At 33.4% G+C, this 16,072-nt stretch carries 15 protein-coding genes and 1 tRNA gene; 10 read left to right on the forward strand and 6 right to left on the reverse strand.

Annotated elements, in window-relative coordinates:
• Positions 1-121: 121 nt before the first annotated feature.
• The 5 genes from OYT91_RS08965 to OYT91_RS08985 all read right to left on the reverse strand — a co-directional run bounded on the left by OYT91_RS08965 (position 122) and on the right by OYT91_RS08985 (position 5,135).
• Positions 122-1,438: an ABC transporter permease gene (locus OYT91_RS08965; RefSeq protein ID WP_281237690.1), complete on the reverse strand. Its 1,317-nt coding sequence runs from the start codon at positions 1,436-1,438 to the stop codon at positions 122-124.
• An 87-nt stretch (positions 1,439-1,525) separates the two neighbouring features.
• A complete protein-coding gene (locus OYT91_RS08970; RefSeq protein WP_281237691.1) occupies positions 1,526-2,455 on the reverse strand; it encodes an ABC transporter ATP-binding protein in 930 nt (309 codons plus the stop codon).
• 121 nt (positions 2,456-2,576) lie between these two features.
• A complete protein-coding gene (dnaJ, locus tag OYT91_RS08975; RefSeq protein ID WP_281237692.1) occupies positions 2,577-3,689 on the reverse strand; it encodes a molecular chaperone DnaJ in 1,113 nt (370 codons plus the stop codon).
• Positions 3,690-3,788: 99 nt separating this feature from the next.
• Positions 3,789-4,364 (reverse strand): nucleotide exchange factor GrpE, encoded by a 576-nt coding sequence (locus OYT91_RS08980; protein WP_432419411.1) that lies wholly within the window; start codon positions 4,362-4,364, stop codon positions 3,789-3,791.
• A 318-nt stretch (positions 4,365-4,682) separates the two neighbouring features.
• Positions 4,683-5,135 (reverse strand): DUF4442 domain-containing protein, encoded by a 453-nt coding sequence (locus OYT91_RS08985; protein ID WP_281237693.1) that lies wholly within the window; start codon positions 5,133-5,135, stop codon positions 4,683-4,685.
• A gap of 465 nt (positions 5,136-5,600) precedes the next feature.
• Here OYT91_RS08985 and OYT91_RS08990 point away from each other — a divergent pair, with 465 nt between their 5' ends.
• From OYT91_RS08990 to OYT91_RS09010, 5 genes are all read left to right on the forward strand, one after another.
• A complete protein-coding gene (locus OYT91_RS08990; RefSeq protein ID WP_281237694.1) occupies positions 5,601-6,056 on the forward strand; it encodes a DUF4870 domain-containing protein in 456 nt (151 codons plus the stop codon).
• A 251-nt stretch (positions 6,057-6,307) separates the two neighbouring features.
• Complete coding sequence (locus OYT91_RS08995; RefSeq protein ID WP_269222076.1) at positions 6,308-6,640, forward strand: PadR family transcriptional regulator; 333 nt, start codon at positions 6,308-6,310, stop codon at positions 6,638-6,640.
• A 2-nt stretch (positions 6,641-6,642) separates the two neighbouring features.
• Positions 6,643-8,367, forward strand: coding sequence for a PspC domain-containing protein (locus OYT91_RS09000; protein ID WP_281237695.1), 1,725 nt, complete (start codon positions 6,643-6,645; stop codon positions 8,365-8,367).
• 2 nt (positions 8,368-8,369) lie between these two features.
• Entirely contained in the window at positions 8,370-9,101 is a 732-nt protein-coding gene (locus OYT91_RS09005) for a head GIN domain-containing protein (RefSeq protein ID WP_269222075.1), read from the forward strand.
• Positions 9,102-9,186: 85 nt separating this feature from the next.
• Entirely contained in the window at positions 9,187-10,020 is an 834-nt protein-coding gene (locus OYT91_RS09010) for a GIN domain-containing protein (protein ID WP_281237696.1), read from the forward strand.
• Positions 10,021-10,107: 87 nt separating this feature from the next.
• Here OYT91_RS09010 and trxB read toward each other — a convergent pair whose 3' ends face one another.
• Positions 10,108-11,055 carry a thioredoxin-disulfide reductase gene (trxB, locus tag OYT91_RS09015; protein ID WP_281237697.1) on the reverse strand — a complete coding sequence of 316 codons (948 nt, stop codon included), beginning with the start codon at positions 11,053-11,055 and terminating at the stop codon, positions 10,108-10,110.
• A gap of 151 nt (positions 11,056-11,206) precedes the next feature.
• Between trxB and OYT91_RS09020 the strand changes: the two genes are divergently transcribed.
• The 5 genes from OYT91_RS09020 to scpA all read left to right on the forward strand — a co-directional run bounded on the left by OYT91_RS09020 (position 11,207) and on the right by scpA (position 16,043).
• A tRNA-Pro gene (locus OYT91_RS09020) sits at positions 11,207-11,281 on the forward strand.
• A gap of 104 nt (positions 11,282-11,385) precedes the next feature.
• Positions 11,386-11,994: a uridine kinase gene (udk, locus tag OYT91_RS09025; RefSeq protein ID WP_269222072.1), complete on the forward strand. Its 609-nt coding sequence runs from the start codon at positions 11,386-11,388 to the stop codon at positions 11,992-11,994.
• 114 nt (positions 11,995-12,108) lie between these two features.
• Entirely contained in the window at positions 12,109-12,432 is a 324-nt protein-coding gene (locus OYT91_RS09030) for an FtsB family cell division protein (RefSeq protein ID WP_281237698.1), read from the forward strand.
• A gap of 34 nt (positions 12,433-12,466) precedes the next feature.
• The gene (locus tag OYT91_RS09035; RefSeq protein WP_281237699.1) at positions 12,467-13,831 is read left to right on the forward strand and encodes a methylmalonyl-CoA mutase subunit beta; all 1,365 of its coding nucleotides are present in this window, start codon (positions 12,467-12,469) and stop codon (positions 13,829-13,831) included.
• A gap of 82 nt (positions 13,832-13,913) precedes the next feature.
• On the forward strand, positions 13,914-16,043 hold the full coding sequence (gene scpA, locus OYT91_RS09040; RefSeq protein ID WP_281237700.1) for a methylmalonyl-CoA mutase: 2,130 nt from the start codon (positions 13,914-13,916) through the stop codon (positions 16,041-16,043).
• The last annotated feature ends 29 nt before the right edge of the window (positions 16,044-16,072 follow it).

The raw sequence follows: 16,072 nt of genomic DNA on the forward strand, positions 1-16,072 counted from the left end.
TAATCTGAGAATCTAAGTTAGTAAGATTCTATGATTTTTTTAAGTATTTTAGAAATTAAGTTATTAATTATCATTTATTTACAAAACCCAACAACCCATTTTCCAATAATCTAAGAAGCTACTAATATTTGAGCCACTTATATAACTCTTTCCAACTAGGTTTTTTTCCGTACATCAAAATTCCAACTCTGTAAATTTTAGCAGCAAACCAAACTACACCAAAAAAGCTGGCAAACAACAAAGATACGGAAATTGCAATTTGCCACCACGGCACTCCAAAAGGAATACGCATAAGCATTACAATAGGAGAAGTAAGTGGAATCATTGAGAATACAACTGCAATTGTTCCATGAGGATCGTTAATTACAGTAAAAAATCCAATATAAACACTCAACATCAAAGGCATTATAATTGGCAAAAGAAATTGTTGCGAATCTGTTTGATTGTCTACTGCTGCACCAATAGCTGCATAAAAAGAACTATAAAGGAAATATCCTCCTATAAAATAAACCACAAAACCAAATAAAATACTGGCTATAGGTAAATTCCATAATTCTTTGATATACATTTGAGCAGTCCCCGAAAATTCTTGTTGAGCAACTTGCATCATCTCTGGAGACACTCTGGAAGTAGGTCCAATATTTACACCAAAAAAGGCAGAGGCTGCAAACATTAAAGACAAACCAATAACAGTCCAAATCAAAAATTGCAATAAACCAGCCAAAGACGTGCCAATAATTTTGCCCATCATTAATTGAAATGGTTTTACAGAGGATATGATAATCTCAACGATACGATTTGTTTTTTCTTCTATTACAGAACGCATGACCATATTACCATAAATAATAATAAACATCATGATCAGGTAACCAAAAGCTCCTCCTATTGCAATTTTTATTTCGTTAAGTCCCCTGATACTTTCTTCTCCAGAAGCTTTAGAAAGATGTAAAACTACTTCAGCTTTAGCATTTTTTATAGCCAAAGTATCTAAGTGTGCCAATTCTAGATTATCTTTCGTTAACTTATCGGCAATAATCCCTTGTGTTTTTTCGATAAAAATAATACTGGGACTATCATTAGATATCAATTCAATTTTATTTTCTAAACTTTTATTGGTTGCCGCTTTTGGGACATATAGTAAAGCTTCAAAATTTTCTTTAACAATACTATCTTTTAGAAACTGAAGATCAATTTTAGACAAGTCCAAGTATTTGTATTCACTACCTTTATTATTCTGAGTCAAAAATTCATTGACAAACAAACCAGACTCATCATGAATGGCAATACGTTTCGTTTCGGCTTTCATCGAACTTAAATAAGCAACAAAACCCGCAATACCAACAAATAGCAACGGACTTAAGAAAGTCATGACAATAAATGACTTGTTTCGAACTTTGGCAATAAATTCTCTTTTTATGATTAATGAAATAATACTCATTTATATAGATAATTGGATTTTAAATTATTCGATTGTTAAATTTTTAGAAAAGTGGATTATTTAGATTTAATCCAAAATTTTAATTCTCTAAGCATTTTCTTTTGTTACTGTTTGAATAAAAATATCATTCACGCTTGGAATTTTCTCTACAAAATGCATCACCTGACCACGTTGCGACAAAATATTCAGCAATTCATTTGGCGTGGCGTTTCCTAATTGGATTTCTAGTTTTATTTCGTCATTTAAGGATTTAAAATTAGCCTGTCCTACCTTAAATTTTTGAGTAAGATCAAACATCAAACCTTCTACATTATCCGATAAAATACCAACTTCAAAACTGTTAGTTTTAAATTGTCTTTTAACATCAATCAGCTTTCCTTCTATTAACTTATTCGATTTGTGAATTAATGCAATATGATCACATAATTCTTCAACACTTTCCATTCTATGCGTGGAAAAAATAATAGTTGCTCCCTCCTCTTTTAATGCCAAAATTTCATCTTTAATAACATTAGCATTAACAGGATCAAAACCAGAAAAGGGTTCATCAAAAATCAATAATTTAGGTTTATGCAACACACAAACCACAAATTGAATTTTTTGCGCCATTCCTTTAGACAATTCTTGGATTCTCTTATTCCACCAACCTTGAATTCCTAAACGATCAAACCAATATTCGAGTTGTTTTTTGGCTTCAGCTTTAGACAAACCTTTCATTTGTGCCAAATACAAACATTGTTCACCCACTTTCATTGTACTATATAAGCCTCTTTCTTCTGGAAGGTAGCCAATATATTGTATGTGTTTAGGTTGAAGTTTCTCACCATCTAAAATGATTTCGCCTTTATCTGGCATTGTAATCTGATTGATGATTCGAATTAGTGAAGTTTTTCCTGCTCCATTTGGACCAAGAAGCCCATAAATACTCCCTTTTGGAACGGTCAATGACACTTCGTTAAGCGCTACATAGTCTCCATATTGCTTTACGACTTTATTTACTTCAAGTATGTTACTCATGCTGATTTTTTAATTGGCGTAAAAGTAAATAATTTCAAAACGAAATTCTCTTAATTAACCAATAAAAAACCCATCCTTATCGAATAAAGGATGGGTTTGTATTTTTTATTTTTAAAAAAGATTAAGAAAACATATCTTTTACTTTTTCAAAAAATGATTTGTCTGATTTTTCAGGGTTCGGAGTAAAATTATCATCCGTTAAGGCTTTTTCAAAAAACTGTTTTTGTTCTTTGTTTAAGGTTTTTGGAGTCCATACATTTACATGAACTAATAAATCTCCACTACCATAACCATTGATACTTGGAATCCCTTTCCCTTTTAATCGTAGAATTTTACCCGATTGAATACCTTCTTCCAGTTTGATTCTGACTTTTCCATTTACGGCATCAATATCTTTTGAAATTCCAAGAACGGCTTCTGCAAAACTGATGTAAAGATCATAATGAAGATTTTCGCCTTCGCGTTTCAAGTTTTCGTGTTCGATCTCCTCGATAACAACTATTAAATCACCTGGAACACTGTTTCCTGGAGCGTCATTTCCTTTACCGGAAACTTTCAATTGCATACCATCAACCACACCTGCAGGAATTTTTATAGAAACAGTTTCGTCCTCTACCACCATTCCTTGAGAGTCTGCATTGTTTGGTTTTCTGTCCAAAATTTGACCAGAACCTCCACAAGTAGGACAAGTTGAGGCAGATTGCATTCTACCCAAAATCGTATTGGTAACACGCATTACTTGACCTTGACCATTACAAGTCGAACAAGTTTTATAAGAAACTCCTTGAGCTTGAACTTTGCGTTTTACTTTTACTTTTTTCTCAACACCATTGGCAATTTCTTCCAAAGTCAATTTTACTTTGATACGTAAATTACTTCCTTTCACGCGACGAGGACCTCCGCCTCCGCCTCCGCCAAAGCCTCCGAAACCACCACCAAAAATATCTCCAAATTGACTAAAGATATCGTCCATATTCATTCCGCCATGACCGCCACCAAATCCTCCAGAACCATCAAATGCTTGATGACCGTATTGATCATACTTTGCTTTTTTGGCAGGATCACTTAATATTTCATATGCTTCAGCAGCCAACTTGAATTTTTCTTCTGCCTCTTTGTCGCCAGGATTCTTGTCAGGATGATATTTTAATGCATTTTTTCGGTATGCCTTTTTAATTTCGGCAGCATCTGCACTTTTTGAAATGCCTAATATTTCGTAAAAATCTTTTTTCATAATAATTTAAAGTAAATTCCAAATTTTAATCCCAAAATAGTCTGGGAGTCAAACCCAATTGTCACACCAATACGGATTTATGATTTGTAATTTGATTTTTTAGTTGCCAATTACCACTTTTGGAAAACGAATAATTTTATCCCCAAGTTTATATCCTTTTTCAAGAACATCCACAATTTTACCTTTTAAGGCATCAGACGCCGCAGGAATTTGAGTGATAGCTTCAGCAAAATCAGCGTCAAATGCATCACCAGCCTTAACATCAACTACTTCTAAACCTTTACCTACCAAAGTACTTTTGAGTTTTTCATGAATTAACTCTACTCCTTTGGTTAACAACTCATCGTCTGACTTATTAATTTCTACAATAGCTCTGTCAAAATCGTCTAGCACAGGAAGCATCGCTAATAACACTTCTTGATTGGCTGTTTTAAACAATTCAATTCTTTCTTTTGTAGTACGTCTTTTGTAGTTTTCAAATTCTGCAAATAATCTCAAAAACTTATCTTTTTCTTTTGCTAAATCTTGTGTTAACTGCTCTTCAACACTTAATTCTTCAATAATAATTTGCTCGCCATTTGCATTATTTTCTAATGTCACATCATCTATTTCTTGATCGAATTCTGTATTTTCTGTAGTCATATTGCTTTTATTTTTAAAAAAATTCTTAAACATAGTTTTATTCATTAAATTCGATTGCAAAAGTACTGCCAAAACTTATAAATTGTCAAATTGTCATCTTTTTTTAGAAATAAAATTTATAAAAAATTACAAACTGTTATTCTGACCAAAAAATTTAATATAATTTTAAGACTATTACGTTGTAGTTTGTTTATTTTTGACTCAGATTTATATTAAATCCCCTAACGATACAACTCTACAGAATTTGAAATTAAGGTTGTCTTCTATATAATTATTAATTCAGCAATGCCTTATATTAAAAAAAGCTTCGTTTTTCTATCGAAGCTTTTTTTTTGTTTTTATTTTATCCAATTATTTTAATCGCACACTCCATTCAAAATCCATTTCAGAAACTTGGATTCCTTCTTCATTAGTTCCGATTGATTTCATCCAAAACGTTTGGCCTTCGCCATTGGCAATTGTTTTTTGAATTGCTTCTTCTATCAAATGCCCGTCTTGGCAGATAAACGTAATTCTACCCGTTGCTTTTTTAGAAAAATTAGATTTATTATTAGCCACCAACATGGATATTTTCTTGCCACTTTTCTGGATTTTATCAATCACCATTGCTCCTGTTGACAACTCTGCCGCCATTGCTTGAACAGCAAAATACATAGAATTAAAAGGATTCTGATTGATCCAACGGTGTTTTACAGAAACGACACATTTATTATTGTCAATGTGTTTCGCGCGAACTCCACATATAAAAGCCGAAGGCAATTTGAAAAGCACAAATCGATTCAATTTTGATACCGTTAATTCCATATTTAATTATTTTTTTTGCTAAAATACAAAAAATACTATGCGTACATATAAAAATTCAATAATTAAAGCAAATATCCTTTTCTGATTCTTAAAAGCCTAATTATAAAAGCAATTATAAACTAAACCCAAACAATTTCATTTATACAATAGAACCAGTATAACCGATAAATAACAAAAGGAAAAGGCTGAGTTCAAAATTCCTGGACTTTGCCATTATAAACGCGATAAAAAACACTATAAACCATTCAATACGTTTGATATAAAAATTTCAGTATAATAACCAATTGCTATAAACGCATTGCTTTTAGAGGTATTTTCATTCAAACATAGTTGTTTTTGTTAATATTTTGTTAATATATACTACTATGCGATACAAGATACTCTCCTTAAGACATATATTTGCATAAGAAATTACTAGGTAAGTCATTTATTCAATCATCAATCAAAAAATCAAAAAAATCAAAAATGGAAACTTCAACCGAAAGAAACACAGCAGCACTTACACACTTAAGTACTTTTAGCCAATATTTAATTCCGTTTGGAAACTATATTTTTCCAATCATTATTTGGACTTCAAAAAAAGACCAATCACAATTTATCGATCACAATGGCAAGCAAGCATTAAATTTTCAATTAAGTCTATTAATTTATTCGTTGATTTTGGCAATGATTGCTATTCCAATCTTTTTATATACTGTTTTAAAAAATGTGTCTTTCAATGATTTAGTAAACAACAATGACATTATTTTTGAAAATTTTGATTATGGCAATAGCATCGGAATTTTGACAGTTGGAGTTTTGGCGCTTTTTGGATTTGCCTGCATAAAAATAGCCGAATTCTTTTTGGTGATTTATGCTGCTGTCAAAGCATCAAATGGAGAAGAATACAATTATCCATTGACCATTCCTTTTATAAAGTAAATTACAATTCATAAAAGTTCTTATACATTCTAAATATCTCGTTTTACTGGAATCGCGTGAGGGATAGCAATAAGCTACCGAAGTAGCATGGATAGCCCGACCCTGTTGAGAAAAGGGGCTGAATGAGCGGCGCAATAAGTAAGCCCCTTTTCTCAACGGGGTCACGCCCAAATCATCATTATATTAATCAATCATCAATCAAAAAATGAACAGTTTCATCAACAAATCAAATCAACTCAAATTAAAAAATTATGAACATTGAAAACACAAAAGCCCAGATGCGTAAAGGTGTTCTTGAGTTTTGTATCTTATCGGTTTTAAAAGAAAAAGATGCTTATACCTCAGAAATATTAGATACTTTAAAAAACGCAAAACTATTGGTCGTAGAGGGAACCATTTACCCGCTTTTGACACGACTAAAAAACGACGGATTACTCAATTATCGTTGGGAAGAATCCACATCGGGACCACCTAGAAAATACTACGGACTAACCGAAATAGGACAAACATTTTTAAAAGAACTAGATGGCACTTGGACAGAATTGTCGGATGCTGTAAACTTAATAACCAACCAAAAACTATAGTCATGAACAAAACTGTAAATATAAATCTAGGTGGAATGTTCTTCCATATTGACGAAGATGCATACCAAAAATTAACTCGATATTTTGACGCTATAAAACGTTCGCTGTCAAAATCATCTGGACAAGAAGAGATTATCAAGGATATTGAAATGAGAGTTTCAGAATTGTTGACTGAGAAACAAAAAACAGAAAAACACGTAGTTACACTTAGAGAAGTTGACGAAGTGATCGCTGTGATGGGGCAACCAGAAGATTATATCATAGAAGAAGAAGCGGGAACAAATTCTAGTTTTAACAATTATGCTACTCCAAGCGGAACCAAAAAATTATACCGTGACAAAGAAAACGGAATGGTTGGTGGTGTATTGGCTGGATTAGGACATTATTTTGGAATTGATAAAGTTTGGTTACGCATATTCCTTTTAATACTAATTTTTGCATGGGGAACTGGAGTATTAGCCTATATCATCCTGTGGATTGTAATGCCAGAAGCGGTTACTACATCAGAAAAATTGGAGATGACTGGTGAACCAGTTACAATTTCGAACATCGAAAAAAAAGTTCGTGAAGAATTTGAAAACGTTTCAGAAAAGATAAAAAATGCAGATTACGACAAATTTGGAAATCAAGTAAAAACAGGTGCCGAGAAATTGGGAAATAGCTTTAGTGATTTTATCATGACCGTTTTTAAAATTTTTGCTAAATTTTTGGGAGTGATTTTAATAATGTCGGGGTTAGCTGTACTTGTAATGTTACTTGTAGGAGTATTTACATTGGGAACTAGTGTTTCTATGAATTTTCCTTGGCAAAGTTTTATAGAAGCGGGGAACTTTACGGATTATCCTGTTTGGGTTTTTGGACTAATAATGTTCTTTGCTGTAGGAATTCCGTTCTTTTTCATGACATTATTAGGTTTCAAATTGTTGGCTCCCAATATGAAATCCGTTGGAAATATTGTTAAATACACCCTATTAGCACTTTGGTTAATTGCAGTTTCATTGGCAATATCTATTGGAATCAAACAAGCAACTGCATTTGCGGTAAATGGAAGATCGGTACAAAAAGAAACCATTAATTTAAAACCAGCTGATACGCTTTTGATCAAATTCAAGCACAATGATTATTTTGCGAAAGATGTAGATGATAGAGATGAATTTTTAATTACTCAAGATTCCTTGAAAAATGACATCATTTATTCGAATGATGTAAGCATTAAAATCGAGAAGTCGGATGAAAAATATGCTTATATAAAAATTGAGAAAGAAGCTAAAGGAAAATCATTGTCTGAAGCTAAAAACAGAGCCAGCGCCATTAAGTATGGTTATAAAATCGTAGGCAATCAATTGATCTTAGACAATTATTTGATTACCGATTTGAAAAACAAATTTAGAGATCAGGAAGTAGAAATTACATTGTATTTACCTGAAGGAGTACTTTTTAAAACCGACTCAAGCGTTGAAAATTACGATCGATCTGATGATGAGTTTTTTAACTTACATTATAGCTCAGATGATTATGTTTATAAAGTTGGAAACATAAAAGCAAAATGTTTGAATTGTCCAGCCGATGAAAATGAATACAATGATGTTGACACTAATGACAATGAAACTAATGTCACTATTAATGAAGATGGTGTAACGGTTGAAAGTGATTCGACTGTAAAAACTAATAAAAAATTCAAAGAATTGAAAATCAACAAAGATGGTATAATTATTAAAACAGAATAGTCATGATAAAAGTCATCACATTAATCACTCAGTTTCTAATTGTAACGTTAGTGGCTTTATTTTTCGGATCTTGTACTAATTTGAATTCTATTACAGGAAGTGGAAACATAACCAAGGAAAAAAGAACTGTTGAAGGTAATTTTAAAAGCGTTGAAGTAAACAATGCTATAGATCTTGTTATTGAACAATCGGATAAAACAGAGATAATTGTTGAAGCAGATGATAATTTACATAACGAAATTATCACAAAAGTAGAGAATGGTGTTTTGATCATTACGTGTAAATACAGTAACTTTATTAATATTAAATCAAAAAAAGTAATTGTAAAAATGCCCGTAATAGAAGGCCTAGAAGCCACATCTGCAGCGACAATAAACAGCAATAACACTTTGAAAGGTGACAATTTAAGCATTTCTTCTTCAAGCGCTTCCTCTATTAATGTAAGTGCCGAATATGAGGCGATTCAAATTGAAGCTAGTAGTGGAAGTTCTCAAACTATCAATGGAAAAGCAATCCGTTTAGAAAGTCATGCATCAAGTGGAGGGACTATAGATGCCAGTAAACTACTTGCTAATGAAGTGGTAGCTGACGTATCGAGTGGTGGTTCAATTCAAACGCACCCAATAATCAGTTTGAAAGCAGAGGCTTCTAGTGGAGGAAGCATTAACTATGAAGGTACTCCAAAATCGATTCAAAAAGAAGAACATTCTGGAGGAAGTATTCATCAAGATTAAACCATTTAAATACTAAATATTTCAAAAATCATCCATCAAAAGTGGGTGATTTTTTTATATTTGCATCCAACCCAAATTTAACATAATGAAATTTCAACACTTACTTGTATTTTTACTACTGGCAACAAATATTACTTTTGGTCAAAACAAGGAACGCATAAAAGGCTCTAAAATAGTTGTCGAAAAACCGAAAGAAATTGGTGAATTTACAGCACTTGAAATTGAAGATAACTTGACTGTATTCTTGGAAAAAGGTTCTAAAAATGAAATAAAAATAGAAGCTGACGATAATTTGCATGAAAATATTTCTTTTGATTTAAAAGAAAAAACACTTCGAATTTATACTCCTAAAGAATCCAGTAGTTTCAAAAAATTGATAGTACGCATAAAATATACAAATGATTTAAAGTCTGTTGTTGCTAAAAACATTGCTATTGTAAATGCTATTGAAGCCATACAACTGGAAAACATTACCTTTACTTCATTGGATTTTGCTAAACTATATCTGAATGTCAATTCAAAAAATTTCGGATTAATTGCAGATGACAAATCAAAAATTGAATTGAATTTAAAATCCGAAAAAGCAAAAGTTCAACTAAGCAAAAACGCTCAAATAAAAGCATTAATTTCTACTGTAGATTTAGCGTTTGATATGTATCAAAAAGCAACTTCAATTATAGAAGGAGATGCAGTAAATGCCATTATAAGACTAGACAACAACAGCATATTCAATGGTTTTAATTTTACAATAAAAAATGCAGATGCCACTACCGAAAGCAATTCCATTTGCAATATTATGACAGACACTACACTAGTTGTAGATGCAAATGATAATTCTAAAATTAACTTATTGGGAACCCCAAAAATCGAAATACGCAAATTTCTAGGCGAAGCGCAATTGATCAAAAAACTAAAATAAAATCACACCGAGTTTATTTATTTTTTCGTATAAAAAAAAGTCCCAAAATTTTAAAAATTTTGGGACTTTTTTATTTTAAAACAAAAATTAATCTTTAGAAGCTAAATATCTCTCCGCATCTAGTGCAGCCATACAGCCAGTACCTGCAGCAGTAATCGCTTGACGATACACATGATCCGCAGCGTCACCCGCTACAAAAACTCCACTTACATTTGTTTTGGAAGTTCCTGGAGTATTCACAATATAGCCCGTTTCGTCTAACGTTATATATTCTTTGAAAATTTCAGTATTAGGCTGATGACCAATTGCTACAAAGAAACCAGTAGCCGGAATATCAAACACTTCACCTGTTGTTTTGTTTTTGGCTTTTACACCGGTCACTACTTGTTCATCTCCTAAAACATCAACTGTATCGTGGTTCATCAAGATGGTAATGTTTTCGGTTTTACGAACACGTTCTTCCATGATTTTTGAAGCTCTAAATTTTTCGCTCCTTACCAACATGGTAACTTTTTTGCAGAGTTTAGACAAATAATGTGCTTCTTCGCAAGCAGAATCACCAGCTCCAACTATAACTACTTCTTGATTTCTATAAAAGAATCCGTCACAAACTGCACAAGCCGAAACTCCACCACCCATTTTTAGATAATGCTGTTCAGAATCTAATCCTAAATATTTTGCTGAAGCTCCTGTAGAAATAATAACCGTTTCGCAATGCAATTCGATTTTATCATTGATCCAAACTTTGTGAATATCACCAGAAAAATCAACCCTAGTAGCCCATCCATCACGGATATCTGCTCCAAAGCGTTGCGCTTGACTTTGCAATTGCACCATCATTTCTGGACCTGTAACACCGTCAACATATCCTGGAAAGTTTTCAACTTCATTTGTAGTTGTCAATTGACCACCAGGTTGCATTCCTTGATATAATACAGGATTCATATTTGCTCTAGCTGCATATATAGCCGCAGTATAACCAGCTGGGCCAGAACCTATAATAAGACATTTTATTTTTTCAATTGTATCTGACATGATATTTTATTTTTTGATGTACAAATGTACTCTTTATTATAAAAATTTCACGCTCTAATAAATCCTAAAAAGTGATATCGAAATAAATTTTATTTATTTTACAAATTTGCTTTGAAAAGCAGAAATAAACACTATATTTGCACTCGAATTACGGGGTGTAGCGTAGCTCGGTTATCGCGCCTGCTTTGGGAGCAGGAGGCCGCAGGTTCGAATCCTGCCACCCCGACAAAAAAGCCGAACAGCAATGTTCGGCTTTTTTTGTGGAATAAACCGTTTAATACCATCATAAAAAAAACTATTTTTACAACTTCAACAAAACACTTATATTTTATGCTTATCATAGGAATTGCAGGAGGAACAGGATGCGGAAAAACAACCGTGGTACATCAAATCATGAACGAATTACCCGAAGCAGAAGTTGGTATTATTGCTCAAGACTCCTATTATAAAGAAACTCACGATCTGAGTTACGAAGATCGTTCCAACATCAATTTTGACCATCCAAGAGCTATTGATTTTGAATTATTAGTAGAACATCTTAAAGAATTAAAGGCAGGCAATACTGTAAATCAACCCGTCTATTCTTTTGTACAACACAACAGAACCGATGATGTTGTGATCACGCATCCAAGAAAAGTAATGATTGTAGAAGGCATCTTAATCCTAACAAATCCAGAATTAAGAAAACTTTTCGATATCAAAATATACGTTCATGCCGATTCAGATGAACGTTTAATTCGCCGTTTAAAAAGAGACATTGCTGAACGTGGCAGAGATATGAATGAAGTTTTAAACCGTTATCAACATACGTTGAAACCAATGCATGAACAATTCATAGAACCCACTAAAGCTTTTGCAGATATTATAATCCCAAACGACAAATTCAATACAGTTGCTATAGATGTAGTTCGTGCCGTAATTAACCAACGTATTTTATAATTTTGTTGTAATTTTATATCCTGTTAACAAGCGCTTTTTTTTCAATAACATAGAATAGAAGAGATGCTCCATAAATTGACTTCTCCCATTTAATTGGATTAAAAAATATTCCCAATGAAGAACCCATTCAAAGACAAAACATGGTTTAAATTTTTAAGTAACAAATACGTATGGGTTTCTTTATCGTTTTTTACATGGATGGTATTTTTAGATAATTATTCTTATTTTGAACATCGTTTTTTAAACAAACAGATAGATGAACTAGAGGATAATGCTACCTATTACCAAGGTGAAATAAAAAAAGACGAAGAACACATCAAACAACTTAAAAATCCCATGCAAGTTGAAAAATATGCCCGTGAAAAATACTATATGAAAAAAGATAGTGAAGATATTTATATCGTTGAATTTGACAGTGATTCTCTTAAAAAGAAATAATACAACCACATTTTAATTTAATTAAAAAATAAAGATGGCTAAGAATTTATTCGATGATTTCAGCCCTGTTTCAGCCAAACTCTGGAAGCAAAAAATTCAATTTGAACTCAAAGGAGCCGATTATAATGAAACTCTAATTTGGAATTCTCCAGAAGATATCAAAGTAAAACCTTTTTATGATAAAGAAGATTTTACTAAAAAAAATACCGTTTCAACAAAAGCTACTCAATTCAAAATTTGTCAAAATATTTTTGTTTATGATTTGGAGAAATCTATCGAAAAAGGGTTAGATTCAATCCATCGTGGTGCCGAAAGTTTACGTTTTACTATTCCAGAAGAAAATGTGAACATTACAAAACTATTGGACAAACTTCCTCTAGAAAATATTCCAATATACTTTCATTTTACTTTTCTCTCAATCGATTTCGTAAAAAAGATAGATGCTATTGCTAAAGAAAAAAAAGCAACGATATATTGCCTTTTGGACCCCATAGGACAATTGGCAAAAGATGGAAATTGGTATAAAACCCAAGAAAAAAACAATTTCGAGACAATTGAAAAACTTTCAATAGAAACCAATTCACTTTCTATAATCAGTATAAATAGCAGTTTGTATCAAAATGCAGGCGCTAATATGGTACAACAAATTGCCTATAGTATGGCGCATGCCAATGAATATTTCAACAGAATTTCGACTATAAATCACCCAATTGTTTTCCAAATTTCCGTAGGCGGGAATTACTTTTTTGAAATTGCAAAATTAAGAGCTTTCCGAATCCTTTTCACCCTAATAGCTAAAGAATACAATCACAATTTTGATTGTCATCTATTGGTGACTCCAACAAAACGCAACAAAACCATTTACGATTATAATGTAAATATGTTGCGTACCACTACCGAATGTATGAGTGCCATCCTTGGCGGAGCTGATACTATTGCCAATTTACCTTATGATGCATTGTACCATAAGGACAATGAATTTGGCGATAGAATAGCTCGAAATCAATTACTGATTCTAAAAGAAGAAAGTTATTTTGACAAAGTTGACAATCCTGCTGATGGCAGTTATTACATTGAAAACCTTACCAATCAATTAGCCGAAAAAGCATTATTATTATTCAAAGACATAGAGGCTAATGGTGGTTTTTTAAAACAATTGAACGATGGTTTAATTAAGAGAAAAATCCAAGAAAGTGCTGATTCCGAACAGGCATTATTTGATTCTGGAAAAGAAACATTGTTGGGAACCAATAAATACCCCAACAAGAATGATAAAATGAAGGGTGAATTAGAATTATTTCCTTTTATAAAAATAAAACCCCGAAAAACATTGATTACTCCAATAATCGAAAAGCGATTGGCAGAAAAACTAGAACAAGTACGACTTTCAGAAGAGTAATCAGATTGTAGAATTCAGTCTTCACTAAACAATAAAAATCAATTTGGTAATAAGACAACGAAATTGATTAAAGGCTAAAAAAATGAAAAGAAAAGATTTACAACATATAAAGCTTAAAGTAGATTTACAGTCTGCAGACTACAGTTTGCAAACTAAGAACTTCCTAACTGCTGAGGGAATTGAATTACACCAAAACTACACTGAAAAAGATATTGAAGCAATCGAGCATCTTGAATTTGGAGCGGGTTTTGCGCCTAATTTACGTGGTCCATATGCCACAATGTATGTGCGCAGGCCCTGGACAATTCGACAGTATGCCGGTTTCTCTACTGCCGAAGAAAGCAATGCTTTTTACAGACGAAACCTTGCTGCAGGCCAAAAAGGACTTTCCATCGCTTTTGATTTACCCACGCACAGAGGCTACGATTCTGATCATGAACGTGTAGTTGGCGATGTTGGAAAAGCGGGAGTAGCAATCGATTCTGTTGAAGATATGAAAGTCTTATTTGATCAAATTCCGCTTGACGAAATGTCGGTTTCAATGACCATGAATGGAGCTGTTTTACCGATTATGGCTTTTTATATAGTGGCTGCCGAAGAACAAGGTGTAAAACCAGAACAACTTTCGGGAACGATACAAAATGACATCTTGAAAGAGTTTATGGTGCGTAATACCTATATATACCCTCCAACGCCGTCGATGAAAATAATCGCCGATATATTTGAATTTACCAGCAATAAAATGCCGAAATTCAACTCCATATCTATCTCAGGCTACCACATGCAAGAAGCAGGTGCAACCGCCGATATCGAATTGGCTTACACACTGGCCGATGGACTAGAATACATTCGAACAGGACTGGCAACCGGTATGAAAATAGATGATTTTGCTCCTCGCCTATCTTTTTTCTGGGCTATCGGAATGAATCATTTTATGGAAATTGCCAAAATGAGGGCCGCAAGAATGATTTGGGCAAAATTGGTAAAACAATTTGATCCAAAAGACGATAAATCATTGGCCCTGAGAACGCATTGCCAAACTTCGGGTTGGAGCTTAACAGAACAAGATCCTTTCAACAATGTGGCGCGCACTTGTATCGAAGCAACTGCCGCCGCCTTTGGAGGAACACAATCCTTACATACTAATGCTCTTGACGAAGCAATTGCTTTACCTACCGATTTTTCTGCCCGAATTGCACGAAATACCCAAATCTATTTACAAGAAGAGACCAAAATCACCAAAACAGTAGACCCTTGGGCTGGTAGTTATTATGTAGAATCTTTAACCAAAGAAATTGCCGAAAAAGCATGGAAACTCATTGAAGAAGTAGAAGAATTAGGTGGAATGACAAAAGCCATTGAAACCGGAATTCCAAAAATTAGGATTGAGGAAGCAGCTGCCCGCAAACAAGCCCGAATTGATAGTAGCCAAGATATAATTGTTGGAGTCAACAAATACCGTCTTGAAAAAGAAGACCCACTGCAAATTCTAGATGTAGACAACCAAATGGTTCGCCAACAACAACTCGAACAACTTGAACGTATTAAAGCAACTAGAAATACAGACAAAGTAAAAGAATCACTTCAAAAATTAACACTTTGTGCTCAAACAGGCGAAGGAAATTTACTGGAATTTGCCGTTGAAGCTGCAAGAAATCGCTGTACTTTGGGTGAAATTAGTGATGCTTTGGAAACAGTTTTTGGTAGGTATAAAGCACAAATTAAATCTTTTAGCGGTGTGTATAGTAAAGAAATAAAAGACGACAAGAGTTTTGAAAAAGCAAAACAACTGGCTGACACCTTTGCCAAACAAGAAGGTCGTCGTCCAAGAATCATGATTGCCAAGATGGGACAAGATGGTCACGATCGCGGAGCCAAAGTGGTAGCAACAGGATATGCAGATGTAGGTTTTGATGTGGATATTGGCCCACTTTTTCAAACACCTGCGGAAGCTGCCAAACAAGCAGTAGAAAATGATGTCCACATACTTGGTGTTTCATCTCTCGCTGCAGGCCATAAAACATTGGTTCCGCAAGTAATTGAAGAACTAAAAAAATACGGCAGAGAAGATATTATGGTTATCGTAGGTGGTGTTATTCCTACGCAGGACTACCAGTTTTTATTTGACGCTGGAGCGGTAGCCGTTTTTGGTCCCGGAACCAAAATAAGCGAAGCTGCCATAAAAATACTGGAAATTTTAATAGAAGACTAAACAAACAAAAGCGTCCAATTGAAGGAATC

It is taken from the genome of Flavobacterium praedii (genome assembly GCF_026810365.1).
Classification (GTDB): domain Bacteria; phylum Bacteroidota; class Bacteroidia; order Flavobacteriales; family Flavobacteriaceae; genus Flavobacterium; species Flavobacterium praedii.